At 55.9% G+C, this 26,493-nt stretch carries 28 protein-coding genes and 2 tRNA genes; 14 read left to right on the top strand and 16 right to left on the bottom strand.

Features of this window, described 5'->3' with window-relative positions:
• Positions 1–221 precede the first annotated feature (221 nt).
• The 4 genes from mdtK to ACWKXN_RS03690 all read left to right on the top strand — a co-directional run bounded on the left by mdtK (position 222) and on the right by ACWKXN_RS03690 (position 3,620).
• On the top strand, positions 222–1,595 hold the full coding sequence (gene mdtK, locus ACWKXN_RS03705) for an MdtK family multidrug efflux MATE transporter (protein WP_048979490.1): 1,374 nt from the start codon (positions 222–224) through the stop codon (positions 1,593–1,595).
• Positions 1,596–1,748: 153 nt separating this feature from the next.
• Positions 1,749–1,825 (top strand) — tRNA-Val (locus tag ACWKXN_RS03700).
• 4 nt (positions 1,826–1,829) lie between these two features.
• A tRNA-Val gene (locus ACWKXN_RS03695) sits at positions 1,830–1,906 on the top strand.
• 118 nt (positions 1,907–2,024) lie between these two features.
• The gene (locus ACWKXN_RS03690; protein WP_454543319.1) at positions 2,025–3,620 is read left to right on the top strand and encodes an FAD-NAD(P)-binding protein; all 1,596 of its coding nucleotides are present in this window, start codon (positions 2,025–2,027) and stop codon (positions 3,618–3,620) included.
• Between the two features lie 28 nt (positions 3,621–3,648).
• Here ACWKXN_RS03690 and ACWKXN_RS03685 read toward each other — a convergent pair whose 3' ends face one another.
• Together ACWKXN_RS03685 and ACWKXN_RS03680 are read right to left on the bottom strand one after the other, a co-directional pair.
• Entirely contained in the window at positions 3,649–4,284 is a 636-nt protein-coding gene (locus tag ACWKXN_RS03685; protein WP_023311344.1) for a carbonic anhydrase, read from the bottom strand.
• Between the two features lie 72 nt (positions 4,285–4,356).
• Complete coding sequence (locus ACWKXN_RS03680) at positions 4,357–5,139, bottom strand: MBL fold metallo-hydrolase (protein ID WP_454543318.1); 783 nt, start codon at positions 5,137–5,139, stop codon at positions 4,357–4,359.
• A gap of 125 nt (positions 5,140–5,264) precedes the next feature.
• Here ACWKXN_RS03680 and ACWKXN_RS03675 point away from each other — a divergent pair, with 125 nt between their 5' ends.
• Positions 5,265–5,405 (top strand): hypothetical protein, encoded by a 141-nt coding sequence (locus tag ACWKXN_RS03675; protein WP_003857665.1) that lies wholly within the window; start codon positions 5,265–5,267, stop codon positions 5,403–5,405.
• Positions 5,406–5,497: 92 nt separating this feature from the next.
• Here the strand turns inward: ACWKXN_RS03675 and ACWKXN_RS03670 are convergent, their stop codons facing one another.
• Positions 5,498–5,665 (bottom strand): hypothetical protein, encoded by a 168-nt coding sequence (locus ACWKXN_RS03670; protein ID WP_014831607.1) that lies wholly within the window; start codon positions 5,663–5,665, stop codon positions 5,498–5,500.
• Positions 5,666–5,910: 245 nt separating this feature from the next.
• Here ACWKXN_RS03670 and ACWKXN_RS03665 point away from each other — a divergent pair, with 245 nt between their 5' ends.
• The 4 genes from ACWKXN_RS03665 to ACWKXN_RS03650 are packed head-to-tail and all read left to right on the top strand — an operon-like array spanning position 5,911 to position 9,005.
• Complete coding sequence (locus tag ACWKXN_RS03665) at positions 5,911–6,741, top strand: ABC transporter substrate-binding protein (protein WP_161798672.1); 831 nt, start codon at positions 5,911–5,913, stop codon at positions 6,739–6,741.
• Positions 6,742–6,743: 2 nt separating this feature from the next.
• A complete protein-coding gene (locus ACWKXN_RS03660; RefSeq protein ID WP_039262344.1) occupies positions 6,744–7,559 on the top strand; it encodes an amino acid ABC transporter ATP-binding protein in 816 nt (271 codons plus the stop codon).
• Positions 7,559–8,335: an amino acid ABC transporter permease gene (locus ACWKXN_RS03655; RefSeq protein ID WP_454543317.1), complete on the top strand. Its 777-nt coding sequence runs from the start codon at positions 7,559–7,561 to the stop codon at positions 8,333–8,335. The genes ACWKXN_RS03660 and ACWKXN_RS03655 overlap by 1 nt, the downstream gene beginning before the upstream one ends.
• Positions 8,319–9,005 (top strand): amino acid ABC transporter permease, encoded by a 687-nt coding sequence (locus tag ACWKXN_RS03650; protein ID WP_045401407.1) that lies wholly within the window; start codon positions 8,319–8,321, stop codon positions 9,003–9,005. Before ACWKXN_RS03655 ends, ACWKXN_RS03650 begins: the two co-directional genes overlap by 17 nt.
• Here the strand turns inward: ACWKXN_RS03650 and fumD are convergent.
• The 4 genes from fumD to ACWKXN_RS03630 all read right to left on the bottom strand — a co-directional run bounded on the left by fumD (position 8,986) and on the right by ACWKXN_RS03630 (position 11,825).
• Positions 8,986–9,195: a fumarate hydratase FumD gene (fumD, locus tag ACWKXN_RS03645; protein ID WP_008500615.1), complete on the bottom strand. Its 210-nt coding sequence runs from the start codon at positions 9,193–9,195 to the stop codon at positions 8,986–8,988. The two genes, ACWKXN_RS03650 and fumD, sit on opposite strands and share 20 nt — an antisense overlap.
• A 110-nt stretch (positions 9,196–9,305) precedes the next feature.
• Positions 9,306–10,118, bottom strand: coding sequence for a MetQ/NlpA family ABC transporter substrate-binding protein (locus ACWKXN_RS03640; RefSeq protein ID WP_008500616.1), 813 nt, complete (start codon positions 10,116–10,118; stop codon positions 9,306–9,308).
• Between the two features lie 23 nt (positions 10,119–10,141).
• Complete coding sequence (locus ACWKXN_RS03635; RefSeq protein WP_008500617.1) at positions 10,142–10,810, bottom strand: methionine ABC transporter permease; 669 nt, start codon at positions 10,808–10,810, stop codon at positions 10,142–10,144.
• The gene (locus ACWKXN_RS03630; protein ID WP_058840761.1) at positions 10,803–11,825 is read right to left on the bottom strand and encodes a methionine ABC transporter ATP-binding protein; all 1,023 of its coding nucleotides are present in this window, start codon (positions 11,823–11,825) and stop codon (positions 10,803–10,805) included. Before ACWKXN_RS03630 ends, ACWKXN_RS03635 begins: the two co-directional genes overlap by 8 nt.
• 400 nt (positions 11,826–12,225) lie before the next feature.
• Here ACWKXN_RS03630 and ACWKXN_RS03625 point away from each other — a divergent pair, with 400 nt between their 5' ends.
• The 5 genes from ACWKXN_RS03625 to lpp all read left to right on the top strand — a co-directional run bounded on the left by ACWKXN_RS03625 (position 12,226) and on the right by lpp (position 17,098).
• Complete coding sequence (locus tag ACWKXN_RS03625; RefSeq protein WP_454543316.1) at positions 12,226–13,596, top strand: pyridoxal-phosphate dependent enzyme; 1,371 nt, start codon at positions 12,226–12,228, stop codon at positions 13,594–13,596.
• Between the two features lie 11 nt (positions 13,597–13,607).
• Positions 13,608–14,753: a trans-sulfuration enzyme family protein gene (locus ACWKXN_RS03620; RefSeq protein WP_045887795.1), complete on the top strand. Its 1,146-nt coding sequence runs from the start codon at positions 13,608–13,610 to the stop codon at positions 14,751–14,753.
• A 73-nt stretch (positions 14,754–14,826) separates the two neighbouring features.
• Positions 14,827–15,123, top strand: coding sequence for a protein YnhH (gene ynhH, locus ACWKXN_RS03615; RefSeq protein WP_418921897.1), 297 nt, complete (start codon positions 14,827–14,829; stop codon positions 15,121–15,123).
• Positions 15,124–15,130: 7 nt separating this feature from the next.
• Positions 15,131–16,552 (top strand): pyruvate kinase PykF, encoded by a 1,422-nt coding sequence (gene pykF, locus ACWKXN_RS03610; protein ID WP_029739779.1) that lies wholly within the window; start codon positions 15,131–15,133, stop codon positions 16,550–16,552.
• Positions 16,553–16,861: 309 nt separating this feature from the next.
• Positions 16,862–17,098 (top strand): murein lipoprotein Lpp, encoded by a 237-nt coding sequence (lpp, locus tag ACWKXN_RS03605; RefSeq protein WP_010430241.1) that lies wholly within the window; start codon positions 16,862–16,864, stop codon positions 17,096–17,098.
• Between the two features lie 117 nt (positions 17,099–17,215).
• On the opposite strand, the gene ldtE is transcribed toward lpp, so the two are convergent.
• The 9 genes from ldtE to ACWKXN_RS03560 form a co-directional block, all read right to left on the bottom strand.
• Positions 17,216–18,172, bottom strand: coding sequence for a L,D-transpeptidase LdtE (gene ldtE, locus ACWKXN_RS03600; RefSeq protein ID WP_454543315.1), 957 nt, complete (start codon positions 18,170–18,172; stop codon positions 17,216–17,218).
• A gap of 97 nt (positions 18,173–18,269) precedes the next feature.
• Complete coding sequence (sufE, locus tag ACWKXN_RS03595; protein ID WP_028012869.1) at positions 18,270–18,686, bottom strand: cysteine desulfuration protein SufE; 417 nt, start codon at positions 18,684–18,686, stop codon at positions 18,270–18,272.
• 14 nt (positions 18,687–18,700) lie between these two features.
• Positions 18,701–19,921 (bottom strand): cysteine desulfurase SufS, encoded by a 1,221-nt coding sequence (gene sufS / locus ACWKXN_RS03590; RefSeq protein WP_454543314.1) that lies wholly within the window; start codon positions 19,919–19,921, stop codon positions 18,701–18,703.
• On the bottom strand, positions 19,918–21,189 hold the full coding sequence (gene sufD, locus ACWKXN_RS03585; protein ID WP_182931856.1) for a Fe-S cluster assembly protein SufD: 1,272 nt from the start codon (positions 21,187–21,189) through the stop codon (positions 19,918–19,920). The genes sufS and sufD overlap by 4 nt, the downstream gene beginning before the upstream one ends.
• A complete protein-coding gene (gene sufC / locus ACWKXN_RS03580) occupies positions 21,164–21,910 on the bottom strand; it encodes a Fe-S cluster assembly ATPase SufC (RefSeq protein WP_033145303.1) in 747 nt (248 codons plus the stop codon). Before sufC ends, sufD begins: the two co-directional genes overlap by 26 nt.
• Before the next feature lie 9 nt (positions 21,911–21,919).
• Complete coding sequence (sufB, locus tag ACWKXN_RS03575; protein WP_454543313.1) at positions 21,920–23,410, bottom strand: Fe-S cluster assembly protein SufB; 1,491 nt, start codon at positions 23,408–23,410, stop codon at positions 21,920–21,922.
• A gap of 8 nt (positions 23,411–23,418) precedes the next feature.
• Positions 23,419–23,787, bottom strand: a complete 369-nt coding sequence (sufA, locus tag ACWKXN_RS03570; RefSeq protein WP_008500631.1) for a Fe-S cluster assembly scaffold SufA — start codon at positions 23,785–23,787, stop codon at positions 23,419–23,421.
• A gap of 313 nt (positions 23,788–24,100) precedes the next feature.
• Positions 24,101–24,829, bottom strand: a complete 729-nt coding sequence (locus ACWKXN_RS03565; protein WP_033145300.1) for a MerR family transcriptional regulator — start codon at positions 24,827–24,829, stop codon at positions 24,101–24,103.
• A 188-nt stretch (positions 24,830–25,017) separates the two neighbouring features.
• On the bottom strand, positions 25,018–26,238 hold the full coding sequence (locus ACWKXN_RS03560) for a diguanylate phosphodiesterase (protein WP_454543312.1): 1,221 nt from the start codon (positions 26,236–26,238) through the stop codon (positions 25,018–25,020).
• Positions 26,239–26,493 lie beyond the last annotated feature (255 nt).

Here is a 26,493-nt window from a genome sequence, read left to right as displayed (position 1 = left end):
ACAACTCCTGTTTTTTCCGGACGGTGGTGACACCGTTTAATCCCACCACAATAACAGTTGGAAAAAGAGGTTGCCAGCGGAGCGCATTTTCTGGCGATTTTTTCACTAGATAAATAGCTAAAGCCCGCTACAATAGCTGGCACCCCCCTGCATTTTCTTCTTGTTGCCCGTTTCGGCGGCTTTTTTAGTCTCTCAAATAACAACAAAATAAAGGTGTTCACGTGCAGAAGTACATGAATGAAGCGCGCCAGCTATTGGCACTGGCTATACCAGTGATCGTCGCGCAAGTGGCCCAGACCGCAATGGGATTTGTGGATACGGTAATGGCAGGTGGCTATAGCGCCACCGATATGGCGGCCGTTGCTATCGGCACGTCAATCTGGCTTCCGGCCATCCTGTTCGGCCACGGTCTGCTGCTCGCGCTCACGCCGGTTATCGCTCAGCTCAATGGCTCGGGTCGTCGCGAGCGCATTGCCCATCAGGTTCGTCAGGGTTTCTGGCTGGCAGGGTTTGTTTCCGTGCTGATCATGGTCGTGCTCTGGAACGCGGGCCACATCATTCGCGCTATGCATAACATTGACCCGGCACTGGCTGATAAAGCCGTGGGCTATCTGCGCGCCCTGCTCTGGGGTGCGCCCGGCTACCTCTTTTTCCAGGTGGCACGTAACCAGTGTGAAGGCCTGGCGAAAACCAAGCCCGGGATGGTGATGGGCTTTATCGGTTTGCTGGTCAACATTCCGGTGAACTATGTCTTTATTTATGGTCATTTCGGGATGCCGGAGCTCGGCGGCGTCGGCTGCGGCGTGGCGACAGCAGCCGTTTACTGGGTGATGTTCTTCTCCATGATCGCCTTTGTAAAACGCGCCCGTTCCATGCGCGATATTCGCAACGAGAAAAAATTTAGCACGCCGGACTGGAACATCATGACGCGTCTGGTGCAGTTAGGGTTACCGATCGCCCTCGCGCTGTTCTTTGAGGTGACCCTGTTTGCCGTGGTCGCCCTGCTGGTCTCCCCGCTGGGCATCGTGAACGTGGCCGGGCACCAGATTGCGCTGAACTTCAGCTCCCTGATGTTCGTCCTGCCGATGTCGCTGGCGGCGGCGGTCACGATCCGCGTAGGCTTCCGCCTGGGCCAGGGCTCAACGCTTGATGCGCAAACGGCCGCCCGGACCGGGCTGGGCGTCGGCGTCTGCATGGCTGTCTGTACGGCGCTCTTTACCGTTGCATTACGCGAGCAGATTGCCCTGCTCTATAACGACAACCCGGAAGTGGTCACGCTGGCATCGCACCTGATGCTGCTGGCCGCAATTTACCAGATCTCTGACTCCATCCAGGTGATTGGCAGCGGCGTGCTGCGCGGATATAAAGACACGCGCTCCATCTTCTTTATCACCTTCATCGCCTACTGGGTGCTGGGTCTGCCGTGTGGCTATATCCTGGCGCTTACCGATCTGGTGGTGGATCGCATGGGTCCGGCAGGGTTCTGGATGGGCTTTATCATCGGCCTGACGTCGGCTGCGATTATGATGATGATGCGAATGCGCTTCCTGCAGCGCCAGCCATCAACGATCATTTTGCAGCGCGCGGCACGTTAACGACGCGGTAGCCGCCGCCCGGCGGCTACTTTCTCTTCACTTTGCGCGGTAATGAAGCAATCGCGTGAAATCAGAGAGAAAAATGCATTTTCCCTCTTGCCACCTCGATGCTGTGCCGCTAATATTCGTCCCCGTTGTCAGCGACAACACGTTGCGTTCATAGCTCAGTTGGTTAGAGCACCACCTTGACATGGTGGGGGTCGTTGGTTCGAGTCCAATTGAACGCACCATTCTGCGTCCGTAGCTCAGTTGGTTAGAGCACCACCTTGACATGGTGGGGGTCGGTGGTTCGAGTCCACTCGGACGCACCATTTCAGTCCTGAGATGGTGCAAATCCTCTTCTGATATCCTGAATTTTCCTAATCCCTTATTTTCATCATTGTTCTCCTGCTACGCTTTTCTTATGGAAAAAAAACAGGAAGACCGTCGATGAAGAAAATCGCGATTATCGGCTCCGGCCCCACAGGGATTTATACTTTTTATCATCTCCTTAAAAACAGTAAGCCGCTCTCCGTTTCCGTTTTCGAACAGGCCGATGAAGCTGGCGTGGGTATGCCCTATAACGACGACGATAACTCCCGGCTGATGCTGGCGAACATTGCGAGCATTGAAATCCCGCCCATTTTTATGACCTACCTCGACTGGCTGAAGGATCAGAGCGAAGCTCATCTGGCGCGCTTTAAGGTCGATACAACCCGCCTGCATGACCGGCAGTTCCTGCCCCGGCTTCTGCTGGGCGAGTATTTTCGCGACAGATTTCGTTCAATCGTGAAAGAGGCCAGAAAGCTGGGGTTTCAGGTTGATGTCCATGAATCCGCCCGGGTCACCGATATCGTGTCCACGAAAGAAGGGGTCACGCTTTCCGTCAACGACAGCGCCTTTCCTGAACGCTTCGACCTTGCGGTTATCGCAACCGGTCACGTCTGGCCAGACGAGGACGAAGCCACGCGCACGTTCTTCCCAAGCCCCTGGTCCGGTCTGATGGACGCCAGTATCCCTCCCTGCCGCGTCGGTATTATGGGGACATCGTTAAGCGGTCTCGACGCGGCCATGGCGGTGGTGATGCAGCACGGTGAATTTCGTGATGATAAATTCGTGCTGGATAAAGGCAGCGACGCGTTGAAGATTGTCCTGATGTCCCGAACGGGTATTCTGCCGGAAGCCGATTTTTACTGCCCTATTCCTTATGAACCGCTGTCGGTCTTAACCGAATTTGTGGTTGAAAACGAGATCGCCAAAGGATCGAATGGCCTGCTCGACTGTATATTTACCCTGATGGTGAAAGAGCTTCAGCTCGCTGACCCGACGTGGTGTGAGAAAATATCCCTGCATAAGCAGAATGCGGACAGCATTCGTGAGGCCTGGTTTGAGGATCGTAAACGGCATGGCCCGTTTACCTGGGCGGAAGAGAATCTCAACGAGGTGGAGCGGAACAAACGCGAGCGGCGCACCGTAGCCTGGCGCTATACCGTGCTTCGGCTGCATGAAGTGGTTCAGGAGATTGTTCCCCACCTCAGCGAACGGGACAGAGAGCGCTTTAAGCAAGGCCTCGCCCGCGTATTCATCGACAACTATGCGGCCATTCCTCCGCAGTCTATCCGCAGGCTGCTCGCGCTTCGCGAAGCCGGCATCATAAGCGTGGCAGCGCTCGGTGACGATTACACGCTGGACGTTGGCAGCGATCGAACGGTAATCACCACACAAGAGACCGTTTACCGTTTCGACGTGTTTATTGATGCGCGCGGGCAAAAGCCGCTCAAAACGAAAGATCTGCCCTTTCCGACGCTGCGCAAACAGCTGGAAGCCACGGGTGAAGAGATACCGGACGTCGGTGAGGATTACACCTTAAATGCGCCTGACGCCGTTCGCGGGCGCATTGCCTTCGGCGCGATACCGTGGCTGATGCACGATCGTCCCTTCGTTCAGGGGCTGGCGGAGTGTGCAGAGATTGCACAAGCAATGGCGAAGGCGGCGGAAAAACCCGCGTCGGGATCGCGGCGCAGACTACCGTATATCGAGAACTGACAGGGCTTCCATGCCCTGCTGTCGCGGATTACTCGAAGAAGACTTCCGGGTTTTCAGACAGCGAAACGAAGGTTTTCGTCGCTTTATCCAGGGCAAGAATTTTGCCGCTTTCAATGTCGTACACCCAGCCGTGCAGTCGGATGGAGTTATTACGCAGGCCCACCGCGACGGACGGGTGGGTCTTAATGTTGCTCAGCTGCGCAAACACGTTCTCCTGCACCATCGCATTGACTTTATCGATCGGCTTATCCCAGGTTTTCTTCTCTACCACGGCTTTCGCCGCGTCAGAATAGCGCAGCCAGTGTGACACAGCAGGCATCGGCTCCAGGTTCGCGTTATCGGCAATCGCCTTCATCGCGCCACAGTTGGAGTGACCGCAAATCACGATATCCGTGACGCCCAGCGCCACCACGGCGTATTCGATGGTTGCAGACACGCCGCCAGGCTCCGGCCCGAATGGCGGCACGATGTTGCCAGCATTACGAATGACAAAGAGTTGTCCTGGCTCTTGCTGAGTGACCAGTTCCGGGACCAGACGGCTGTCGGAGCATGAGATGAACAGCGCTTTGGGATTCTGGCTGGACGCTAAACTGCGGAAGAGTTCTTTACGTTGCGGGAAAATCTCTTTTTGAAAGCTGAGAAAACCTTCAATGATATGTTGCATAGCAATGTCTCTTTTATCTGTTTTAGTTTAGGCATGATCGAGATCACACTCGTAAAGTTTACCCATCGTGGTTTACTTCAGACAAGCAATATATTTCTGGCCCGACCGCTGCACAATCTCGTCCGCACTGGCCGGGATGTTCTGCCCTTCAAACGCGCCGTAAAGACGTTCGAAGGTTTTCCTTTCGAGATGACTCACCACCGACGCCACGGCGCGGGCCGGCAGCGGAAGATAATTCGGGTAGCTCCACATAAACGAGACGGCGTCTTTACCCGGCGTGACCTGCAGAATATCGCCCACCAGCAATACCCCATCCCCCTCCTGCCAGTGCAGCACCGTTCCACCGGCAAAATGCCCGCCCAGACGCAGCAAGGTGACCGACGGGAAAATCTCCAGCGCGTCCCCCTCCCAGAAATGAATGGCCGGGCTGTCGCGCATGACCCACTCTCTGTCGCTGGCGTGCAGGTAAACCGGCGCATCAAACGCCGCAGCCCACTCCTGCATCGTGGTGTAATAGTGCGGATGTGAAATAGCAATCGCGCTGATGCCGCCGAGGGCGGTAATGAGCGCTCTGGTTGCGGAGTCGAGGTTGGCGATGCAGTCCCAGAGGATATTCCCGTGGGGCGTTTGCAGGAGCAGCGCCCGCTGGTTGATCGCAAAGGCAGGCACCGTTTTGATCCCAAACAGCCGCGGCTCCAGCTGCTGCCATTTGTTGGTATGGGTGGCGGTGACGGTGTCGAAATCGGTCCACGCCTGGCCCGTGGCGGGCACGTACTGGCGTTCATCTTCGCAAATTGGGCATCTGTCCGGGCGGGCATCGTAGGCGGTTCCGCAGGTTTTACAGAGTGTAATCATGTGCTCTCCTCAGCGATAAAGCACTGAGTATGGCAGGGATTATCCTTATGTGCTGCGAGCTACATTGCTGGCTTTTTTTGCCCTATACTGTGCCAGTATCGAAAACTGAACAGAGCAGGTGCCACATGGAAATTGATCTCGATAATTTAGTCTTTAACGGTCTGGATGAAGCCGAAGAGCGTAATGCCGAACGTCTGGACGATGCAGACAAAAAAGCGCAGGCGATTGTCGCCGACGACGACTGCGGCGACGCCTGCAAAATCTAATAAAAAAGCACCGGGAAGCCGGTGCTTTTTTATTTCACTCGTTACACGTCACGCACACCTCGTTCCAGTACGTTTCGCGCGTGCGGCGCAGTTCAGCGTGACGTTTTATCATGGAACCACTCCGGGTCAATGTTGGCGACGTCGACGCCATACAGGCTGGCGACAGGCAGGATTGACTCAAGAACACGTTGCGCGCTGTTCTCCGCATTCACTGGTCGGGTCGCAAAAAACCGCCGTAACGTGCTGATCCATTTTTTCATCGTCTTACCCTCTCTCGCCGTGTCTGATCTCAGTTAAGCACTCAAATGCCGCGCGGGGGAAATACCAAAATCCACTGTCGATGTGCAGGATCTGCAAATAGCCTCCCGTTCTTTTCACTCTTCATTAACACCTTGTTCACTAATGCTTTTTTGCTCATAGCAAAGAACGATTTCTTATTTGGCGATAGCTTTCGCTTATGGGAGCGTAGCGGGGTAAAACAAAAACAACGGGATGGCGAATGACTATGGCAGCAAACATGAAAGGGTTTACAAAACGGACACTGGTTCTGGGATTACTGGCGGCGGGCAGCCTGCTTTCAGCGCAGGCACAGGCCGATCAGCTGGCGGATATTAAGGCCGCAGGGGTGGTAAAAGTGGCCACCTTTGACGCCAACCCGCCGTTTGGCTCTATTGATGCCAAAACGCACGAGATCGTGGGTTATGACGTGGACTTCGCCAAAGCGCTGGCAAAATCGCTCGGCGTGAAGCTTGAACTGGTTGCCACCAATCCGGCTAACCGTATTCCGCTGCTGCAGTCCGGAAAAGCCGATCTGATCGTGGCGGATATTACTATCACTCCGGAACGCGCGCAGGTGATTGATTTCTCAACGCCTTACTTTGTCACCGGTCAGCAGTTCCTGGTGCCGGCTAAATCACCGGACAAGCTTGATGACTACAGCCGGGCGCGTATTGGCGCGGTCAAAGGAACGACGGGCGAGCAGGCGCTGCACCAGCGTTTCCCGCAGTCACGCGTGCTCTCGTATGACGATATTCCGCTGGCGCTGACGGCGCTGCGCAACGGTAACGTACAGGCCATCACCCAGGACAGCACCATTCTGGCCGGTCTGCTGGCGCAGGCGCCGGATAAAGCGAACTTTAAAATCCTGCCCGATCTGCTCAGCAAAGAAGAGATTGGCGTTGGGGTGAAGAAAGGTGAAACGGCGCTGCTGAAGGCCGTTAACGACGAGCTGGTTAATCTCGAGAAGAACGGTCAGGCAGCAAAAATCTACGATGTCTGGTTTGGCCCAAACACGCCTTCCCCACAGCCTCGCGCCTTTAAAATAGAAGCCAGATAATTATGCTCTCAGGTTTATTTTCACACTCCGCGGCCGGTGCCGCGGATTTTTCACATCTGGAACAGGCCAGCGTCGAGTTTCGTCATGTGGACAAACGCTACGGTGACCATCAGGTTTTAAACGACATTAACCTCACCATCACGCCCGGTGAAGTGGTCGCCATCCTCGGCCCTTCGGGTTCCGGTAAATCCACCCTGATTCGTCTCATCAACCAGCTTGAAACCCTGAGCGGCGGGGAGATTCTGGTCGACAACAAGCCTACCGCAAAGCTCTCCGGTACCGGGCTGCGCCAGCTGCGCAGCCGCGTGGGGTTTGTGTTCCAGCAGTTCAATCTTTACGCCCACCTCACCGCCAGCCAGAACATTACCCTGGCGCTGGAGCACGTTCACGGCTGGAAGCCGCAGCCTGCCCAGGAGCGCGCGCTGGCCTTGCTGGAGAAGGTCGGGATGCTGGAAAAAGCCCACCATTTCCCGGCAGAGCTTTCCGGTGGACAGCAGCAGCGCGTCGCGATTGCCCGCGCCCTCGCCTCTTCACCGCAAATCATTCTGTTCGATGAACCCACCTCAGCGCTGGATCCGGAGATGATTGGTGAAGTGCTGTACGTGATGAAAGCCCTCGCCCACAGCGGGATCACGATGATCGTGGTGACCCACGAGATGCAGTTTGCCCGGGAAATTGCCGACCGGATTGTCTTTATCGACGGCGGGCAAATTCTGGAAACGGCGCCGCCGGCACAATTTTTCAGCCAGCCGTCGCATCCGCGCGCGCAGCGGTTCCTGCAGAAGGTGCTCAACCCGCTGCATCAGGAGCATCTGTAATGCCCGCGCTCGACTGGCAGGGGGTACTGACCGGACAGCCTCTGCAGTGGATACTCTCCGGATTCCTCACCACCCTGTGGGTCACGCTTGCCGGGATGCTGCTGGCCAGCCTGCTCGCACTGCTCTTTATGCTCCTGCGCCTTTCCGGCGGACGCCCCGGGAACGCGATCGTCAGCAGCTGGGTGTCGCTGTTTCGCAATACGCCGCTGCTGGTGCAGCTGCTGTTCTGGTATTTTGCCGCCTGGAACGGGCTACCGCAGGCGTTCCGCGACGCGGTGAACGCGGATCACAGCTGGTCAATTCTGCCCGGCGACGTCTGGTGGTTTACGCCCGAATTTTTATGTTCTGCCTGGGGGTTGGGCGTCTTTACCTCGGCGTTTTTAATCGAAGAGGTGGAGTCGGGCTTACGTTCCGTACCTGCCGGACAGCGGGAGGCGGCGCTCGCGCAGGGATTCTCCGCGTGGCGTCTGTTTCGTTACATCCTTCTGCCGCAGGGGCTGGCCAACGCCTGGCAGCCGGTTGTGGGCCAGTACCTTAATCTGATGAAGCTCTCCTCGCTCGCGAGCGGGATTGGCTTTGCCGAGCTGACCTATCAGGTCAGGCAGATCGAGAGCTATAACGCGCACGCGCTGGAGGCGTTTACCCTCGGTACCGCGCTCTATCTGCTGACCGGCCTGGTCATGGGGATGGTGCTGGTTCGCATCGGGCCTGACGCGAAACGTAAACGCCCAGGCGCCGCCGCCACTCGGAGTGAAAAACATGATTGCCGGACTTAACGTCATCACCGATAACCTCGACTATCTGCTGTGGGGACGCGCGGCAACGGGTGAACCGGGAGGCGTATTGCTGTCGTTGATGATGGCTGCCGGGGCCGCCGTTATCGCTCTGCCCGGAGGGATAGTGCTCGCCTGTCTGGCCTGGCGCTTTACCGGGCTCGTGCGAAAGGTCCTCTTTTTATGGGCAGAGCTGATTCGCGGTATCCCGCTCATCTTCGTAATTTTCTGGATGTGGTATCTCCTGCCGCTTATGACCGGAGGCGATCTGCCGGGAGCGCTGACCGTCACGCTGGCTCTGGCCTGGTTTACCGCGGCAACCGTGATGCACTCGGTGCTGGCAGGGCTTAACGCGCTACCGTCCGGGCAGTACGAGGCCGCACTGTCTCAGGGCTTCAGCACGCAGCAAACCCTCCTGCGCGTGCTGCTGCCGCAGGCGCTGAGGAATATTCTGCCGTCGCTGGTGGGGATTTTTATCAGCCTGCTGAAGGATACGTCGCTGGCGTTTATCGTGAACGTACCGGAGCTGACCACGGTGGCGGGACAGGTCAACAACCGGGTGCAAATCTACCCGGCGGCCATTTTTATCTTTACGGGCGTGGTCTACTACCTGCTCTGCTGCTCGCTCGAACAGCTTGCGAAACGCTGGCGCATTACCCGGCCAGCGCTTTAACCACCGTTTCCATCGCTTCAGTTGTCAGTTCACTGCGCTTAACGCGCTGGTTCGCCAGCGCGGTACGCAGGACTCCGGCAATGACAATATGCTTTGGCTCCTGCCCTAAATCACGCATCTCAAGCACCACCTTCCCGACCACCCGGCACATCTCCTGATACAGCGCTTCATCTTTGGTCACGTTACCCATCGTCATCACTCCATTGCCTGTTAAACGTTGAGCTTAAATGATTCTCCTGCCGGATACAAAAAAGAAGCCCGGCGAGAGACTCGCCGGGCTTCATCTGTAAAATCAGTAAATTAGTTGTTTACTGGGATGACCGCGCCTTTGTACTTGGTGCGGATCCAGTCCTGAATCTCTTTCGAGTGCAGCACGTTCACCAGCGCAACGATATCTTTCTTCTTCTCGTCACCGCGATGCACGGTAATGATGTTGGCGTACGGGTTATTTTCACCGCTCTCTACCGCAATCGGGTCGTGAACCGGATCCAGACCGGCGTCAATCGCGTAGTTGGCGTTAATCACCACCGCATCGCCTTCGTTGTTGTTGTACATCTGCGGCAGCAGAGAGGCTTCCACGTTCGGCGTGAACTTCAGTTTTTTCGGGTTCTCAACGATGTCGCTGATGCGCGCGGTCACTTTGTCGATGCCCGGCTTCAGCTTGATCACGCCCTCTTTCTCGAAGATGGAGAGAATACGCCCCTCTTCAGAAACCGCGTCACGCATGATGATCTTGCCACCTTCCGGCAGGTCTTTCAGCGACTTGTATTTTTTGGAGTAGATGCCGATTGGCTCAATGTGGATCGCGCCCGCACTGACGAAATCGTAGTCTTTATCGCCCGCATGATCCTTAAGCACGCTGTTCAGGTAAGGAATGTGCTGGAAATAGTTCGCGTCGATGTCATGACCCGCCAGCGCGGTGTTCGGCAGAATGTAGTCCTGGAACGGTTTAATCTCCAGGTCGATACCCTGCTTCGCCAGAATCGGCTTAGCCTGCTCCAGAATTTCGGCGTGCGGCGTGTTGGATGCGCCCACGGTCAGGGTGTCGGCCCAGGAGGCGAAGCTCAGGGCGCTCAGGGTTGCGGCGGCGATCAGTGTCAGTGTTTTTTTCATGATGTGGTTCCTGTGTGTATTTATTAGCGTTTATCTAACAGTGAAGTAATGACATCGCCGCAGAACTGGATAATGAAAACGATGATCAGAATGGTCACCGTTGCCACCAGCGTGACGTCACCATGGTTGCGCTGGAATCCTTCCAGATAAGCCAGATTTCCCAAACCGCCGGCGCCAATCACCCCCGCCATTGCGCTGTAGCTCACCAGCGCAATGAGCGTCACCGTAATACCCGATACCAGTGCGGGTGATGATTCCGGCAGTAAAACCCGAAACACTAACGTGCTCAGTCGTGCGCCCATCGAGCGCGTTGCTTCGATGACGCCTTTATCCACTTCACGCAGGGCGATCTCCACCAGGCGTGCGTAGAACGGTGCGGCGCCCACAATCAGCGCCGGCAGCGCCGCGTTGGCGCCAAGAATGGTGCCGACGACGGTCTTGGTGAACGGGATCAGCAGGACAATCAAAATGATGAACGGAATAGAGCGGAACACGTTCACCACAATCGAAATCACGCTGTAGACCGTGCGGTTGTGGAACAGCCCGCCGCGCGCGGTTAAAAACAGCGCCAGCCCCAGCACGATGCCCAGCACAAACGTCGCCACGCCGGACAGCGCGGTCATGTACAGCGTCTCCAGCGTCGCCGCCCAGAGCTGATCCCATTTGAGATGCGGAAAGAGATTCTCAGCCATGTTTAATCACCTCGCCTTCAATATCGCTGTGCTGCAGGTCGGCGAGGATATTGTTCAGTTGTTCATCGGATGCCACGACATGTACCCAGAGCTGACCAAACACCCCGTGGGCGGTTTGCGTCATTTTCCCGTGCAGGATGTTAAACGGCAGGCCGTAGCGCAGGGTCAGTTCACCCACGATCGGCTTATGGGTGCTGTGCCCGGTAAAGGTCAGCCTGATGACCGTGCCTTCCAGATCCTTTGCCAGTTCGGTATTGAAAGTTTCTTCTTCGGCGTACTGGCTCACCTGTCGGACAAACTGCTGCGTAATCGGCTGCTGCGGATGGGTAAAGACGCTCAGCACGTCGCCCTCTTCCACCACTTTACCGTTCTCCATCACCGCCACGCGGTCGCAGATTTTGCGCACTACGTGCATCTCGTGGGTGATCAGCACGATGGTCAGCCTGAAGCGGCGGTTAATATCCAGCAGCAGATCGAGGATCTGATCGGTGGTCTGCGGGTCGAGCGCCGAGGTGGCTTCATCGCAGAGCAGCACGTCAGGGCTGTTAGCCAAAGCGCGCGCAATACCCACGCGCTGCTTTTGCCCGCCGCTCAGCTGGGACGGGTACGCATTCTCGCGCCCCTTCAGGCCGACCAGATCCACCAGCTCGGCGACGCGCGCCTTGATGCTGGCTTTTGGCACACCGGCGATTTGCATCGAGAAAGCGATATTCTCGCTCACCGTGCGCGACCACAGCAGGTTGAAGTGCTGGAATACCATGCTGATTTTCAGGCGCGCCTGGCGCAACGCTTCACCCTTTGCCGCAGAGATATCCTGTCCGTTAATGGTCACGCTTCCGGCGCTGGGTTTTTCCAGACCGTTCAGCAGACGAATCAGCGTGCTTTTCCCGGCTCCGCTGTAGCCAATAATTCCGTAAATCTGTCCCTGCTCTATCGTCAAATTGACGTTATCAACGGCAGTCAGCGCGACCTTTCCGTTGTCAAAAACCTTCGAAATATTCCTGAGTACGATCATTCTTATTCTTTATCCGTTTCGCGCATGGCTGTTTAGCAGTATGGATGTCCAAATGATAGTAAACAGGCGTTATCAGCTTTCAAATGAACAAAAAAGAATTTGTTATAACTTTTGGAAATAAACAGCGGATTTACAGGGTGGGAAGCATTTAGATCAATTTCAGCAATGATTATCTGCCGGATGCATATCTGCTGGTAGATGCCCGCTAAAAACGGTCATTTTTTCAGCATTTCATGCCGATATAGCCATCCTCACATCCAGACAACTTTACGTCTTGCTGTCCTGACATCCAAAAATGGCATTTATATTCTTTTCTGTTCTAAAGAGCAGTGAATGGTTCTTTATTGCGAAAATTTCGCCGCTCTATCATCCCGTCATGACATCCAGAAAGGAAAACATCATGACGATTTACCACTCCGTCACTGAACTGATTGGCCGTACCCCGCTTATCCAGCTGCACAAGCTTGATACTGGCCCCTGCTCGCTGTTCCTGAAGCTGGAAAACCAGAATCCGGGCGGCTCTATTAAGGATCGCGTTGCGCTGTCGATGATTAACGAAGCGGAGCGTACCGGCCAGCTGCAGCCGGGCGGCACGATTATTGAGGCGACGGCGGGGAATACCGGTCTCGGCCTGGCCCTGATTGCCGCCCAGAAAGGCTACTCGCTGATCCTGGTGGTGCCGGACAAAATGAGCCGCGAGAAGATTTTCCACCTGCGCGCGCTGGGTGCCCAGGTGGTGCTGACCCGCTCCGACGTTAACAAGGGACACCCTGCCTACTACCAGGATTACGCCCAGCGCCTGGCCAACGAGCTGCCCGGCGCGTTTTACATCGACCAGTTCAATAACGAGGCCAACCCGCTGGCGCACCGCACCACCACGGCACCGGAACTGTACGAGCAGCTTGACGGGCGGATCGACGCCATCGTGGTGGGCGTCGGCTCAGGGGGTACGCTGGGCGGCCTGCAGGCGTGGTTCGCCGAGCACTCTCCGCACACGGAGTTTGTCCTGGCAGATCCGGCCGGATCGGTTCTCGCCGACCAGGTGGAAACCGGACGCTATAACGACGCGGGCTCCTGGCTGGTTGAAGGTATTGGCGAAGACTTTATTCCGCCGCTGGCCCACATTGAAGGGGTGAATCGCGCCTGGCGCATCACCGACCGAGAGGCCTTCACCACCGCGCGCGATCTGCTGAAAACGGAAGGCATTCTGGCGGGCTCCTCCAGCGGCACGCTGCTGGCGGCCGCGCTGAAGTATTGCCAGGCGCAGACCGCGCCGAAGCGCGTGGTGACCTTCGCCTGCGACAGCGGCAATAAGTATCTCTCGAAGATGTTCAACGATGACTGGATGCGTCAGCAAGGGCTCATCACGCGCCCTCAGGCCGGCGATCTCTCCGACTATATCGCCCTGCGCCACGATGAAGGCGCCACCGTAACCGCCGCCCCGGATGACACGCTTTCCACCGTACTGGCACGCATGCGCCTGTATGACATCTCCCAGCTGCCGGTGCTGGAGAACGGCAAGGTGGTGGGCATTATCGACGAGTGGGATCTCCTGCGGCATATCGGCGGCGACGGCGACCGCTTCGCGCTTCCGGTGACGGCAGCCATGACGCGTCAGGTGGAGTTTCTTGATAAACACGCCCCGGAAAGCGCCCTGAACGCCATCTTCGACCGCGGTCTGGTGGCCGTGATTAATGACAACGACCGTTTTCTCGGTCTGATTACGCGCAGCGACGTTCTGACCGCCTGGCGCAACCGTCTACAGCAATAAAGGAATCAATGATGAAAAATCTGGCCACCCTCAGCGTACACAGCGGCGAGTTCAACGACCAGCACGGCGCCGTCATGCCGCCGATTTACGCCACCTCAACGTTTGCGCAACCGTCACCCGGCGAGCATACCGGCTATGAATATTCCCGCAGCGGCAATCCTACACGCCATGCGCTGGAAACCGCCATCGCCGAACTGGAAGGCGGCACGCGCGGCTACGCCTTCGCCTCCGGTCTGGCGGCCATCTCCACGGTGCTCGAACTGCTGGATAAAGACAGCCATATTGTCGCCATTGATGACGTTTACGGCGGGACATACCGCCTGATTGAAAACGTGCGCAAGCGCAGCACCGGCCTGCAGGTCAGCTGGGTTAAACCGGACGACTTAGCCGGTCTCGAGGCCGCCATTCGCCCGGATACCCGCATGGTGTGGGTCGAAACGCCAACCAACCCGCTGCTGAAGCTGGCGGATCTGGCGGCCATTGCGGCGATCGCCCGCCGTCATAACGTCATCAGCGTGGCGGATAACACCTTCGCGTCACCGGTGATCCACCGTCCGCTGGAGTCAGGTTTCGATATCGTGGTGCACTCCGCCACCAAATACCTGAACGGCCACTCTGACGTGGTGGCCGGGCTGGCGATTGTCGGGGACAACAGGGAACTGGCGGATAAGCTGGGCTATCTGCAAAACGCGGTAGGCGGCGTATTGGATCCATTCAGCAGCTTCCTGACGCTGCGCGGTATTCGCACGCTTGCTTTGAGGGTAGAAAAGCACAGCACCAACGCGCTGGCGATTGCGCAATGGCTGGAGCAGCATCCTCTGGTCGAAAAGGTGTTCTATCCCGGCCTGGAATCGCATCCGCAATATCAGCTTGCCCGCACGCAGATGGCCCTGCCCGGCGGGATGATTTCCGTGGTGGTAAAAGGCGATGCGCAACGCGCCACCGAGGTGATTCGCAACCTGAAGCTGTTCACCCTCGCGGAAAGCCTCGGCGGTGTGGAAAGTCTCGTGAGCCAGCCTTACAGCATGACGCACGCCTCGATTCCGCTGGAGCAACGCCTGGCAAACGGCATTGTGCCGCAGCTGATCCGTCTCTCAGTCGGGATTGAAGATCCGAAAGACCTGATTGCCGACCTCAGCCAGGCGCTGCAAAAATAAGCAAAACGCGGCAGGTCAATCACCTGCCGCCATAAGTTGTCATCATGGCTTAACGCCTTGATAACAATATTATGTGAAACTGCACAGATTATTTCTGAAACACCGTTTCCATTTTCCTTTTATCTTAAAATCAGCGTATAATGCGCGCCTAATCCCTGGTGAATGGTTTCAGCGCTTGGAATACAAAAAACAACGTACAACTTCTCCTCTCCTTCGTTGGGCTGTCACTCAGGCACACTTTCTTCTGCACGCTCATTTGATGTCTCCTATCCTTAGTGCGTGTCATATACTCTTTTGCAACACAGGTTTGACTCCGCGGCGGTGCGCCCCCGGAGCGAGATTTCCATATCCTTCCCAACTTAAAGACTAAGACTGTCATGAAAAAGACGAAAATTGTTTGTACTATCGGCCCGAAAACCGAATCTGAAGAGATGCTGACCAAAATGCTGGACGCCGGCATGAACGTGATGCGTCTGAACTTCTCCCACGGTGATTACGCAGAACACGGTCAGCGTATCCAGAACTTGCGCAACGTAATGAGCAAGACCGGTAAAAAAGCTGCGATCCTGCTGGATACCAAAGGTCCAGAAATCCGCACCATCAAACTGGAAGGCGGTAACGACGTCTCTCTGAAAGCGGGCCAGACCTTCACCTTCACCACCGACAAATCCGTTGTCGGCAACAGCGAAATCGTTGCAGTGACCTACGAAGGATTCACCAACGACCTGTCCGTCGGTAACACCGTGCTCGTAGACGATGGTCTGATCGGTATGGAAGTGACCGCCATCGAAGGCAACAAGGTTATCTGTAAAGTGCTGAACAACGGCGACCTGGGCGAAAACAAAGGCGTTAACCTGCCGGGCGTCTCTATCGCACTGCCAGCACTGGCCGAAAAAGACAAACAGGACCTGATCTTCGGTTGCGAACAAGGCGTTGACTTTGTTGCGGCCTCCTTCATCCGTAAGCGTTCTGACGTAGTTGAAATTCGTGAGCACCTGAAAGCGCACGGCGGCGAGAAGATCCAGATCATCTCCAAAATTGAAAACCAGGAAGGCCTGAACAACTTCGACGAAATCCTCGAAGCGTCTGACGGCATCATGGTTGCACGTGGCGACCTGGGCGTAGAAATCCCGGTTGAAGAAGTGATCTTCGCGCAGAAGATGATGATCGAGAAATGTGTTCGCGCGCGTAAAGTGGTTATCACCGCAACGCAGATGCTGGACTCCATGATCAAAAACCCACGCCCAACCCGCGCAGAAGCAGGCGACGTGGCTAACGCCATCCTCGACGGTACTGATGCCGTTATGCTGTCCGGCGAATCCGCAAAAGGTAAATATCCGCTGGAAGCAGTGTCCATCATGGCCACCATCTGCGAACGTACCGACCGCGTAATGAAAAGCCGTCTGGACTACAACAACGACAGCCGCAAGCTGCGCATCACCGAAGCGGTATGCCGTGGTGCAGTAGAAACAGCTGAGAAACTGGAAGCACCGCTGATCGTGGTTGCCACCCAGGGCGGTAAATCTGCTCGCGCGGTGCGTAAATACTTCCCGGATGCGACTATCCTGGCGCTGACCACCAACGAAACCACGGCTCGTCAGCTGGTGCTGAGCAAAGGCGTGATCCCTCACCTGGTGAAAGAGATCGCGTCTACGGATGATTTCTACCGTCTGGGTAAAGAAGTGGCTCTGGAGCTGGTTGATCGTGGTCTGGCACAGAAAGGTGACGTTGTGGTCATGGTTTCTGGCGCGCTGGTGCCAAGCGGAACCACCAATACCGCATCTGTTCACGTGCTGTAATAATTCCCGAACGAATTAATTTTGATAAAAAGCGCCCTCCGGGCGCTTTTTTTATTCCTGACATTAGCTAAAGTCATTCAAATTGCAAATCGGGTTTTTCTATTTAATTGCGAATTATCTAAGATGAATCCGATGATAAATGCCTTTTTTTACATAGATTTTTGCTCAAAAAGGGCCGATTCGATGCTTCTTTGAGCGAACGATCAAAAATAGGTGTATTCCCATCAAAAAAATATTCTCAACCCAAAAAACTTTGTGTAATACTTGTAACGCTACATGGAGATTAACTCAATCTAGAGGGTATTAATAATGAATCGTACTAAACTGGTACTGGGCGCGGTAATCCTGGGTTCTACTCTGCTGGCTGGTTGCTCCAGCAACGCTAAAATCGATCAGCTGTCTTCTGACGTTCAGACTCTGAACGCTAAAGTTGACCAGCTGAGCAACGACGTGAACGCAATCCGTTCCGACGTTCAGGCTGCTAAAGACGACGCAGCTCGCGCTAACCAGCGTCTGGACAACCAGGCTACTAAATACCGTAAGTAATAGTACCTGTTAATAAAATGGCGCACATTGTGCGCCATTTTTTTTGCCTGCGTCAAACGGCTACTGCGTCACCTTCTCCCCTTCATCTTCCGCTACCGCAGCGGACACCCGACTGTTCTACACCGACAACACGCTATTGCTGGCCGACGGGCCGCTCCCTGACGACACGATAACCGGGATCCCGGCGCGGCGTGACAGGGCTTTCTCGATCAGCGCCTTATCGCTTCCCGCCTGAGAAACAAAGGTCGCAAAGTCGGCGGAGTGGGTAATGGGCGAGACCTGCGGGTTTTCTCCCTCAGCCTGCGCCAGCGGGCGGTGGACTTCAATATAGCGCTTACCATCCGGCTCCACGGAGAACTTCACGGGTTCATTGATAATCTGTACCCGCGTGCCAACCCGCACCTGTTCAAACAGGGCTTTAATGTCCGGGGCGTTCATCCGCATACAGCCGGAGCTGACGCGCAGACCAACGCTGTCCGGCGCGCTGGTGCCGTGGATGAGATATTCCCCGTTGCCCACGCCTAAACGCAGTGCGAAGCGTCCCAGCGGGTTATTTGGCCCGGCAGGTACCACCGGCGGTAATTTGATTCCCTGCTCAAGAGAGCGTGCTCTGATGCCCGGCGTGGGCGTCCAGGTGGGATTCGGGATTTTCTGGCTTACGCGCGTGGTCGTGACCGGTGTTTCCAGCCCCAGCTGTCCGATGCCGAGCGGGAAGACCTGAACGATATTTTCTCCCGGCGGGAAGTAGTAGAGCCGCAGCTCAGCGAGGTTCACCACAATCCCCTCGCGCGGCGTGTCCGGCAGCAGCATCTGCGACGGGATGGTAATGACGGTTCCCGGCGCCGGGTTGACTGGCGCAATGGTATTGTTCGTTTCCAGAATCACCTGCGCCGCGGTATTAAACCGGCGGGCGATGGTCTGCAGCTTATTATCCCCTTCCTGTATCGTGTAGGTTTGATTTTGCCCAATCAGGCGACTGCCTGCGGGCGGCAACGGATAGTCCATCGCGCGGGCCGAATTAAGTGCGCCGAGCGAACTGAGGAGTAATAGAGTTATGAGAGACGCGCGCTTCATGCTGAGATTCCTTATTCACTGGCAGGACGCCAGAAAGCTGAAAAACCAGCGAGGCGGGAACCACCTCGCGAAACAGAATGAATGCTGTTCTGTAAGTCTAGCTAAGGATTGCAGCTTTGGCGCGAATCGCGCGAATCATCGCTTCGAGTCCCTGGGAACGAGACGGGGTGAGGTGTTGGGTCAGGGCCATTTTTTCAAACCACGGGCGGACATCGAACGCGACAATATCCTGCGCCGACATCCGGTGGTAAAGAATAAAGACGACCGCAATAAGCCCTTTTACAATGGCCGCATCGCTGTCGCCGTGCAGTGCTATCGTGCCGTCGTCAGACTGTTCCATCACAATCCACACCTGGCTCTGACAGCCCTGAATAATATTTTCCGGGTTATGCGCCTCTTCACCGAGCGGCGGCAGACGCTGCCCCAGCTCGATGATATACAGGTACTTCTCTTCCCAGTTTGCGCAACGCCCAAAGTTGCGCAGCAATTTGTCTCTGTCCGGCAGTTCTGCCATCTTTCGCCTCTCCGTTAGCCCAGCAGCTGGTGAATGCGCTTAAGTCCCGCCACCAGCCTGTCGACCTCTTCCGTTGTGTTGTACATCACCAGCGACGCGCGGCACATTGCCGGCACCTGGTAAAACGCCATCAGCGGCATGGCGCAGTGGTGCCCGGTACGGACCGCCACGCCGTAGTTATCGAGGAAACTGCCCACGTCATAGGCGTGATGTTTCCCGAGATTGAACGCGATCACCCCTTGCCGGTCGGCAGGCCCGTAGAGGGTCAGATCCGGCACGCTGGCAAGCTCGGCAAGCGCATAGTGCATCAGCAGCTGTTCGTACTCCTGAATGCTTTCAAGGCCGATTGCGGAGACGTAGGAAACCGCCGCCCCCAGCCCGATAATCCCGCCGGTATTGGGCGTGCCCGCCTCAAAACGCCACGGCGCGCGCGCGTAGGTGGTGCCTTCCGTCAGGCTAACGGTGGCGATCATCGATCCGCCCCCTTCCCACGGCGGCATCGCCTGCAGGATATCTTCTTTCACGTACAGTACGCCAATCCCGGTCGGCCCATAGAGCTTGTGGCCTGAAAAGACGTAGAAATCACAGTCCAGCGCCTGAACGTCAACCGCGTGGTGCATCACCGCCTGAGCGCCGTCAATCAGCACCTTCGCGCCGGCCTGGTGGGCTTTTTCGATAATCTCTGCCACCGGGTTTTCCGTCCCCAGCACGTTGGAGACCTGGGTGACCGCCACCAGCCGCGTGCGGTCATCCAGCAGTGCGTCGAGCTGCTCAAGCTGCAGCGTCCCGTCAAGGTTAAGCGGAATGACCCGCAATTGCGCGCCAACGCGCTCGCAGAGCATCTGCCACGGCACGATATTGGAGTGGTGCTCCATCTGGGTGATGATGATGTTATCCCCCGCGTGGACCTGCGCGTTGCCCCAGCTGTTAGCGACAAGGTTGATCCCTTCGGTGGTTCCGCGCACGAAGACCAGCTCTTCAGGCGATTTTGCATTGAGGAAGGCGGCAATTTGCGTGCGCACGTTTTCCATACGCTGGGTCGCCTCGGCGCTCAGGGTATGAATACCGCGATGCACGGCGGCGTAGCCGTGGCGATAAAACTCGGCTTCCGCATCCACGACCGGGTTCGGCTTCTGCGCGCTGGCCGCGCTGTCCAGATAGGCCAGAGGAAGACCGTTTACTTCACGGGTCAGAACCGGAAAATCTGCCCGTACTTTCTCGACGGGAAAACTCATGCTTCGCCTCCAGGCAGACGCTGACCGATACGCGCCAGCACCTGCTGTTTCAACTGACCATCGTTCAGCGCCTCCGTCAGTTCGGCGGCAAACGCATAGATAATCATTTTCTGCGCCGCCTGCTGGTCGATACCGCGGGAACGCAGGTAGAACATCTGCTCGTCGTCGATGCGCCCGACCGTCGCACCGTGGCTGCACTTCACGTCGTCGGCGTAGATCTCCAGCTGCGGTTTGGTGTCCACTTCCGCCAGGCGACCTAACAGCAGATTGTTGTTGGTCATCTGCCCGTCCGTTTTAATGGCGTGCTGCGCCACGTTGATCAGTCCGTTAAACACCGCGCGCCCTTTATCACTCACGATAGTTTTATGCAGCTGGCGGCTGTTGCAGTAGCCTTTGTTGTGCTCAAGCCAGGTGCGCGTGTCGCACACTTCAGATTTAACCGGCATCGCCAGGCTGTTGATGCGCAGCGTGGTGTTTTCACCGTTAAGCTGCGTGCTGGTATTGTGGCGCAATACCGACCCGCCGAGCAGGAAGCTGTGGCTGTACGCCGCGGCATCCTGACCCAGTACAATGTCGTTATGGGCAAAGTGGTGGCTCTGCGCATTCTCAAACGCCAGCTTGACGTGGTGAAGCTGGGCATTGGCGGCAACGTTCATCGTCAGACGCGATCCGGTAAAGTGCCGGACATCGTTGAGGCTGACGTAATGTTCGATTACCGTGGCCTCCGCCCCCTCCGCCAGCTCAAGATGGTGGCGATAGTGCGCGGTGTTGATTTCGTCGCCGTCCAGACCCTGGGTGATGTGCATCAGCAGCAGCGGTTTTGCCGGACGCTGGTTACGCTTCACGCGGATATGCGTCACGCTGCGGGCCAGGCTCTCGGTCAGGTGCAGGAAAACCTCAGGCTGAACCGGGGCGCTCAGGGGCTGGCGATCGTCGTTTATCTCAATCTCAAATCCGCTCCCCTGAAGGGCGTCGCTCAGCTCCGGACGGAACTCACCGTCGACAAACACCAGGCGCACGGCATCCACGTTTACGGCCAGCGCGTCACGCTGCGCCGGGGTGAGATCCGCCAGGCGGGTCACAAACTCGGCGTTCAGCAGGCCATCAAGCGGGGTGTATTTCCAGTTCTCATGCTTACGCGTCGGCAGGCCGAGACGCAGCATCTGCTGCAGATGCTGCTGCGCCTGCTCAGAGCGCGTGCCGCCCTGGGCTTCAAACAGCCGGTGCCACTGCTGGAGCGCATTACTGCTGTTCGGTAAGCCAGCCATAGCCCTGCTCCTCCAGTTGTTTAACCAGCGTGAAATCACCGGATTTCACAATACGCCCCTGGTAAAGCACGTGAACGTAATCCGGCTTGATGTAGTCCAGAATGCGCTGGTAGTGGGTGACGATAATGAACGAACGCTTGCCGTCGCGCAGGGAATTCACGCCGTCAGCGACAATCTTCAGGGCGTCGATATCCAGACCGGAGTCGGTCTCATCCAGAATGCACAGCTCGGGCTCCAGCACCGCCATCTGCAGAATGTCGTTACGCTTTTTCTCGCCGCCGGAAAAGCCAACGTTCACCGAACGGGTCAGCAGATCTTCCGGCATTTTCAGCAGCTTGATCTTCTCTTCCATCAGGTCCTGGAAGTCAAAGCGGTCCAGCGCCTCCAGGCCGCGATACTTGCGCACCGCATTCAGCGCCGTCTGCAGGAAGAACTGGTTGCTGACGCCCGGAATTTCGACCGGGTACTGGAAGGCCATGAAGATGCCTTCTCCCGCGCGGTCTTCCGGCGACATCTCAAGCAGATCTTTGCCGTTAAACTCCACCGAGCCGTGGGTTACCTCATAATCTTCGCGCCCCGCCAGCGTCGCAGAAAGCGTACTTTTCCCGGAGCCGTTCGGCCCCATGATGGCGTGAACTTCGCCCGGCCTGACGTCAAAATTGAGGCCACGCAGGATGGCTTTGTCTTCTACGCTAACCTGTAAATCTTTAATGCTTAACATGTGCTTTCCTTAACCGACGCTGTGTTCAAGACTAATGGCGAGGAGCTTCTGGGCTTCAACGGCGAATTCCAGCGGCAGTTCAGAGAACACGTCCTTACAGAAGCCGTTAACGATCATCGAGATGGCGTCTTCTTCGCTGATCCCGCGCTGCAGGCAGTAGAAGAGCTGATCTTCCCCAATCCGCGACGTCGTCGCCTCGTGCTCAAGCTGGGCCGTGTTGTTACGGCACTCGACGTACGGGAAGGTATGCGCCCCGCAGTCAGCGCCAATCAGCATCGAGTCACACTGGGTAAAGTTTCTCGCATTGGTGGCCGTCGGCATGATTTTCACCAGCCCGCGATAGCTGTTCTGGCTATGCCCGGCAGAGATCCCTTTCGAGATGATGGTTGATTTGGTGTTTTTACCAATGTGGATCATCTTGGTGCCGGTATCGGCCTGCTGATGGCCGCTGGTCAGCGCCACCGAGTAAAACTCACCGATGGAGTTATCCCCGCGCAGAATGCAGCTCGGGTATTTCCAGGTGATGGCAGAGCCGGTTTCAGACTGGGTCCACGACATCTTGCTGTTTTCGCCTTCGCACAGCGCGCGCTTGGTGACGAAGTTCAGGATACCGCCGGTATTGCCGTCGCCCGGGAACCAGTTTTGCACCGTGGAGTATTTCACCTCGGCGTCTTTGTGGATGATGACCTCCACCACCGCCGCGTGCAGCTGGTAGCTGTCGCGGACCGGGGCGGAGCACCCTTCGATATAGCTGACGTAGCTGCCTTCATCCGCAACCAGAATCGTGCGTTCGAACTGGCCGGTTTTTTCGGCATTGATGCGGAAATAGGTGGACAGCTCCATCGGGCAGCGCACGCCTTTCGGCACATAGATAAAGGTGCCGTCAGAGGCTACCGCCGCGTTGAGCGCCGCAAAGAAGTTGTCGTTAGAAGGCACCACGGTCCCAATGTATTTTTTCACCAGTTCCGGATGATCGTGAATCGCTTCGCCGAAGGAGCAGAAAATGATCCCCTGCTCTGCCAGCTTCTCGCGGTAGGTGGTCGCCACCGAGACGGAGTCGAAAATAGCGTCCACCGCCACCTCTTTCCCCTCACGCACGGGCACGCCAAGCTGGTTAAAGGCTTCTTCCACCTCTTTGCTGAGGAAACTGTTCTCCGCACCGGTTTGCTGCACCGCGCCGGGCTGCGAGACGCAGGTATCGTCACAGCTGCCGCAGGAGGGCGCAGAATAGTAGCTGTAATCCTGATAGTTCAGCTTGTCGTAGTGCGCTTTCAGCCAGTGCGGTTCTTCCATCTCCAGCCAGGCGCGGAAGGCGCTCAGGCGGAACTCCAGCATCCACTCGGGCTCGTTGCGTTTCGCCGAGATCGCCCGGACGACATCTTCGTTGATGCCTTTCGCCAGCTCATCGGTCTGCAGTTGGGTGAAGAACCCCTCTTTATAGTTGAGGTGCCCACCGCCCCAGGTATTTACTTCACTCGTTGCTTCAGTATTACGAGACATAGTACCGCCTATACCCCAAAGCTTTCGCCGCAGCCGCATTCGTTCTGGGCTTTCGGGTTATGAAATTTGAATAACTGGTTTAAGCCTTCGCGGACGTAGTCCACTTCGGTGCCGTCAATAAACGGCATGGCCTGCAGCGCGACGTACAGCTTCGCGCCGTCAGTCTCGAACACCAGGTCATCTTTCTCGGGTTCGGTGACGGTATCGAGCACGTAGCCGAAACCCGCGCAGCCGGTCTGTTTGACGCCTAAACGCACGCCAAGGATCTCGGGCTTTTTCGCCACCAGCTCGTGAATATGTGCCGCCGCCGCTGGCGTGAGCGTTAAGCCGCGCCAGGCAAAATCGGCAGGATTAAAGGTTTCTGAATGCAGTTCCATAGGTCCACCTCATCTGATAAGCCATCAGGGCATAACACCATGTTAGTGATAACGATTATCACTTCAACCCTCTGTCAGCAGGGGCATTCGGCTAAACCGCCCTTTTTGCCTACTTTTATTAAGCATAGACCCTGTGAGAGGATGCAGTCAGGATGGATGTATTTGTTCAATGCATTGATTAATAATGCATTTCGTCGCGGCATTTATGACAGGGAAGAGAAAAGTAAAATATGCATCGGAAATGCCTATTTTTGAGATAGCTTTTGTTCAGAAAAGGACAAAAACAAAAAAAGGCCCTCAAGGCCTCTGTTAATCAGTGATGAAATGAGACAGCAAACCCCTGTTCACGCCAGTGGTCGAGCTGTTCCTGCTGGCGAGGCGTTGGGGATTTCCCCGTCCAGACGAAAATTTTTTGCCCAGGGAACAGTTCAGGACGCGGCGAATCAATAGGTTCCGCCAGGACGTCAATGTGCCAGCCCTTCTGCGATAGGCGCGCGGCTTCCAGCCACAGATGGGTGCGGTCATCGCATTCCCAGCCAATCAGGAGCGCGTCTTTACCGGCTTTTTTGCGGGATTCCGCCAGGCTTGCAATCGCGAATTCGATCAGGACGCCGTCAAACAGGCTCGCCATGTGGCGCACGGTGTTTTGATCCTGATTCATGCGCTGACGAACGGGAGAAATAATATTGTCAATCAGCGCATCTATCGCGTGATCGCGGCGGAATTCGCCCATTTTGGCGCGCAGCTTTGCCGGGCTGGCGTAACGCAGAACGGTCATCATCTCTTCCTGGAACGAGACCCAGTTGCCCTGAGTCAATACTTCTTTGTTTTCCAGCAAGGCTTTGACTTTTCCGACCGAGACGCCGCTTTTCATCAGGCGCTTGATCTCTTCTATGCGGAGGATATCTTCATCGTCAAACTGACGATGACCCCCTTCACTGCGCTGCGGCTTCAACAATCCATAACGGCGCTGCCAGGCACGCAGCGTAACGGGGTTGATACCGCATCGTTCGGCCACTTCGCCGATACTGTAATAGGCCATTAACTCCCTCACGCTCAGAACTTCCATACCTAACTGCACCAACCTTATCAGATTGTACACACCATTTGTATAACTAAGACCGCATTTTGCTCAGGTGAATGGGCTACTCCTCCCTTCACCTGTTAATACATTGTTGTATAAAAATTACCATTCGTACAGTTAACTCTGCCGTAATGTGTACAGCTTTATCAGAAGTCGAACTTTTTCTCCGGCCACGCAATCGCGGGAATACCGCCGTGTCGCGGGCTGGCAAAAAGATGTCCCTGGAACTGGGAAATCCCGGCGGATTCCAGCCACATCCACTCTTCAGCCTTCTCTACTCCTACCGCGCAGAACTGGATCTCAAGCGAGGAGCAGCATTTAATAATCGCCTGAATAATGGCCTGTCGGGGGCCACTTTTATGCACGTTCGCGACCAGATCGCGATTAATCTTAATTCTGTCCGGCTGGAACTGCGCCAGCAGCTGCAGCCCGGCAAAACCGGCGCCAAAGTGATCGATCGTCACGCTGATACCCGCGCTTTTTAACTGCCTGACCGAATCCGTGAATTCATCAAAACGGGAAATGGCTTCGCTCTCGGTGAACTCCACCACAATTTGCTCGGGTACAAACCCATTGGCTTCAATCGCGGTGAGCAGGAAATCCACGGCGTTGGGAATGTTGACCAGCGTCATGGGCCGCAGGTTGAGGGATAACGTCTGATCCTGTAGCCCCAGCGCGCTGGCCATGGAGAGCGCCACCTGCTTGCTGTGTAAATCAGAGGCGTACACCTCGTCACGCGGCAGATTAGCAAAGTAATCTCCCGGTGCGCCGCCGTCAGGCGTGCGGAGAAGCGCCTCCCAGGAGACGACCTGCTGCATAAACGGATCGACTATCGGCTGGAACGCAAAGCTGCAATCCGCCCCTTTCGCGACCACTTCGGGCTGCGCGGACAGGCGCGTTTCTTCGCGAACGAACTCCCAGGAATCCGCAGGCGGCAGTTCAAAATAGTTCGCTTTTTCCGTGGCCTCGACAAAGGTGCGGAAAAACTGCAGCGGGCGGTCATTATACGTCAGCTGATAGCGTGTCGTCCCTCTGTTGAGCACCTGCTGCAGCACTTCTTCCCTGTCGAAGTGGCGCAAATCAAAAAGCTCCATGCCCACGTTGCCAAAACGCCGGACAGGTCCGTGATCGCGCATCAGCTTCACCACGTTATGGTGGCGCGGGTCGTTGCAGATCTGCTCATAGATAGCAGAGACGTGTTCCACTGGCCCTTCAAGCAGCTGAAAAAAATGTGTGCCGTTAAACAGCAGGATCCCCGTGACATTGGATTGCCGGTTTTTACTATTTGCTGCAGCGACCATGGCTTCCAGCGCTTTCACTGGAACGTCCTCGCAGATATGGCTGCGGTAAATGATGGTTGTGAGCATGCGATTCCTGGGGTTAGGGTTTTGGCCACAAAAAGGTGGATAAGTATCATTTATAGCACATTCATTGCCTGACAAATAATTTACATCTCAATCATTTACGGCAGTTAATGAAACATTTTTCTGCGCTGTACAACTTACCAGTGTCAGACCTTTTTGTACAATATATCCTGTAACATTACCGGTTCATACCAACTAATTAACCATCTGAAAATAAAGAAATTTATAAAATATATCATAAAAATATTAAAAATCTGT

The organism is Enterobacter sp. UPMP2060 (assembly GCF_053709655.1).
This window is presented reverse-complemented; position numbering and strand designations above follow the sequence as displayed.